Origin of the sequence: Frankia sp. AgKG'84/4, from assembly GCF_023242965.2 — a bacterium.
Classification (GTDB): domain Bacteria; phylum Actinomycetota; class Actinomycetes; order Frankiales; family Frankiaceae; genus Frankia.
This window is the reverse complement of the sequence record NZ_JALKFU020000549.1, coordinates 1-3594: the sequence shown is the minus strand read 5'-3', so window position 1 is coordinate 3594 and position 3594 is coordinate 1. Positions and strand designations below refer to the sequence as shown.

At 73.4% G+C, this 3594-nt stretch carries 4 protein-coding genes; all 4 read left to right on the top strand.

Annotated features, from left to right (window positions below):
* The coding region (locus MXD58_RS22975; RefSeq protein WP_250609902.1) for a hypothetical protein at positions 1 to 202 on the top strand (202 nt) is incomplete at its 5' end.
* 166 nt (positions 203 to 368) lie between these two features.
* On the top strand, positions 369 to 1880 hold the full coding sequence (crtI, locus tag MXD58_RS22970; RefSeq protein WP_248840090.1) for a phytoene desaturase family protein: 1512 nt from the start codon (positions 369 to 371) through the stop codon (positions 1878 to 1880).
* 127 nt (positions 1881 to 2007) lie between these two features.
* Positions 2008 to 3114, top strand: a complete 1107-nt coding sequence (locus MXD58_RS22965; RefSeq protein WP_248840091.1) for an AAA family ATPase — start codon at positions 2008 to 2010, stop codon at positions 3112 to 3114.
* A gap of 28 nt (positions 3115 to 3142) precedes the next feature.
* A partial coding sequence (locus MXD58_RS22960; protein ID WP_250609901.1) for a DUF58 domain-containing protein occupies positions 3143 to 3594 on the top strand: 452 nt, incomplete at its 3' end.

Here is a 3594-nt window from a genome sequence, read left to right as displayed (position 1 = left end):
GATCGGCTCGCCGTCCCCGCCCGGCGCCGTCGAGCGGGCCGCCGAGATGATCATGGCTTGCGGCGCGCTGGCGGTGGCCGAGGAGCGGATCGCCGCCGACACCGCCGCGGCGCTGGCCGCGCTGGCGGCCTGCGATGTGGACGCAACCACCCGCGACGCGCTCACCGGTCTAGCGATCGCCGCCACCGCCCGGGCACAGTGACGTCGAGACCCCGGTGACCTCGAGACCCCGGTGACCTCGAGACCCCGGTGACGACGAGACCCCAGAACGACGAGACCCCAGAACGACGAGACCCCAGAAACGACGAGACCCCCGTGACAACGAGACCCCAGCAGTGGCGAGCCACCAGCGGAGAGGCGGAAGGCTGATGCGGACCGTGCAGGGCCCGACCGACCATGTCGTGATCGTCGGAGCCGGTTTCGCGGGGCTCTCGGCCGCGCTGCGCCTCGCCGGCGCGGGCCGGCGGGTGACCGTGCTCGAACGGGAGCCGGTGCCGGGCGGGCGGGCCGGCCTGTTGTCCGTCGGGGGCTACCGGTTCGACACGGGCCCGACGGTGCTGACCATGCCGGAGCTGATCGCCGACGCGCTGGACTGCGTCGGCGAGGACCTCGACCAGTGGGTGACCCTGACCCGCCTCGACCCCATGTACCGGGCGTTCTTCGACGACGGCTCGTCGCTGGACGTGTGCGCCGACCCGGCGGACACCGCCGCGCGGATCCGGGCGGTGTGCGGCCCGGCGGAGGCCGCGGGCTTCGAGCGCTACGTCGAACTGGTGACCGCGATGTTCCGCGCGCAGCTGACGCGGTTCATCGACGCGCAGGTCGACTCGCCCGTCGCGCTGCTGCGCCCACAGCTGGCCCGCCTCGCCGCGCTCGGGGGCTTCCGCCGACTCGCCCCGGTGGTCAACCGGTACCTGAAGGACCCGCGCACCCGGCGGATGTTCTCCTTCCAGGCGATGTACGCCGGGCTCGCCCCGCACGACGCACTCGCCCTCTACTCGGTCATCTCGTACATGGACTGCGTCGCCGGGGTCTACCACCCGACCGGTGGGCTGCACGCCGTCGCCGAGGGGATGGCCGGCGCGGCGGCCAAGCACGGCGTGACGCTGCGCTACGACACGACGGTGACCCGGGTGGAGGTCCAGGGGGGCCGCGCGGTGGCGGTGCACACCGCGGCCGGCGAGCGGATCGCCGCGGACGCCGTCGTGCTCAACCCGGACCTGCCGATCGCCTACGCGGAACTGCTGCCGCCGACGGTGGCGCCAGCCCGACTGCGCCGGCTGCGGTACTCACCGTCCTGCTTCCTGCTGCTCGCCGGGGCCCGGGTGGACTATCCGCACGGCGCGCACCACACCATCCACTTCGGCGGGGCGTGGCGGCGGACCTTCCGGGAGATCATCGACCGCGGCGAGCTGATGAGCGACCCGTCCTTCCTGGTCAGCACACCGTCGCGCAGTGAGCCGGCGCTGGCGCCGGCGGGCGCGCACGCGTACTACGTGCTGTTCCCGACGCCGAACCTCACCGCCGGGCTGGACTGGTCGGTGCTGCGGGGGCGCTACCGTGACGAGGTCGTCGCCACCTGCGAACGGCGCGGCTATCCCGGCTTCGGCGCCGCCATCGAGGTCGAGCGGGTCACCACCCCGGCGGACTGGCGGGCGCTCGGGATGGCGGCGGGCGCGCCGTTCGCCGCCGCGCACACGCTGCGCCAGACCGGTCCGTTCCGGCCGGCGAACATGGCGCCGGGGCTTGCGAACGTGGTGTTCGCCGGCAGCGGCACCCGACCGGGCGTCGGTGTCCCGATGGTGCTGATCTCCGGGCGGCTGGCCGCCGAACGCATCCTCGGGCCCGATCGGCGTTACCGGTCGCGTGCGCTGCGCTGACCAGCCACCGGCGATTCGCCGCCGAAACACCGAAAGTTCCTGAACAGCGGGTTAGAAGTGTCTTCGGACCGAGCCGTGCCTAGTCCTTTGGTCCCCGGTTTCGCGACGAGGCTGGGAGAATACCGGCATGGACGAAGGGCGCAGCCCGGCCAGCCTCGCGGCACCGGACACCACCACGGACGCGGCACTGCTCGAGCGTGCCCTGTTCGAGATCAAAAAAGTGATCGTGGGCCAGGACCGGATGGTCGAGCGGATGCTCGTCGCGCTACTCGCCCGCGGGCACTGTCTGCTGGAGGGCGTGCCGGGAGTCGCGAAGACGCTGGCGGTGCAGACGCTGGCCACGGTGGTGGGCGGGTCGTTCGTCCGGATCCAGTTCACCAACGACCTCGTGCCCTCGGACATCGTCGGCGCCCGGATCTACCGGGCCACGAGTGAGGCGTTCGACGTCGAGCTGGGGCCGGTGTTCGCGAACTTCGTCCTCGCCGACGAGATCAACCGGGCGCCGGCGAAGGTCCAGTCGGCGCTGCTGGAGGTCATGTCGGAGAAGCAGGTGTCCCTCGGCGGGGCCACCCACAAGCTGCCCCGGCCGTTCCTGGTGCTCGCCACCCAGAACCCGATCGAGTCCGAGGGCGTCTACCCGCTGCCCGAGGCTCAGCGCGACCGCTTCCTGATGAAGGTCACCGTGCCCTACCCGAGCCCCGCCGAGGAGCTGGAGATCGTCCGGCGGATGGGCGTCTCACCGCCGACGCCGGAGCGGGTCCTCGGCCCCACGGTGCTCGAGCGCCTGCAGGGCCGGGCCGACGACGTGTTCGTCCACCACGCGATCATCGAGTACGCCGTGCGCCTCGTGCTCGCCACCCGCGCGCCGGCCGACGCGGGCCTGCCGGAACTGACGGGTCATCTCGCCTACGGCGCCTCGCCGCGCGCCTCGCTCGGCCTCGTCGCCGCCGCCCGGGCGCTGGGCCTGCTGCGGGGGCGGGACTACGTGGTCCCCGAGGACGTCGCCGATGTCGCCCTGGACGTGCTGCCACACCGGCTGGTGCTGTCCTACGAAGCACTCGCCGAGGGGCTGAGCGCCGACGTGATCGCCGCGCGGATCCTCGGCGCCGTGGCGCCGCCCCAGGTCGCGCCGCGCCAGCAGGGCCCCTACGCGACCGGCCCGCACACCGGCGGCTGGGGAACGAACCCCCGCTCGGGCTTCCCGGAGTACCTCGACCGCGGACCGATCTCTTGACCTCGGGCGTCACGACGACGGAGACGTCATGACCACGGCGGCACCGCCGCCCGCCGCGGCCGGCCCGCCGGGCACCGATCCGGCGGTGGAGCGGACCCTGCGCCGCCTGGAGCTCACCGTGCTGCGCCGCCTCGACGGCCTGCTGCTCGGCGATCACCTCGGTCTGCTGCCCGGCCATGGCAGCGAGAAGGCGGAGAGCCGCGAGTACACCGTCGGTGACGACGTGCGCCGGATGGACTGGGCGGTCACGGCCCGCACCACCGTCCCGCACGTCCACGACCTCATCGCCGACCGCGAGCTGGAGACCTGGGCCCTGGTCGACCTGAGCGCGAGCACCGAGTTCGGCACCGGGACCATGCAGAAACGCGACCTGGCGATCGCCGCCACCGCCGCCGTCGGTTTCCTCACCGCCCGCACCGGCAACCGGATGGGCGCGCTCGCCCTGACCCCGGCCGGCCTGCGCGCGATCCCCGCCCGGCC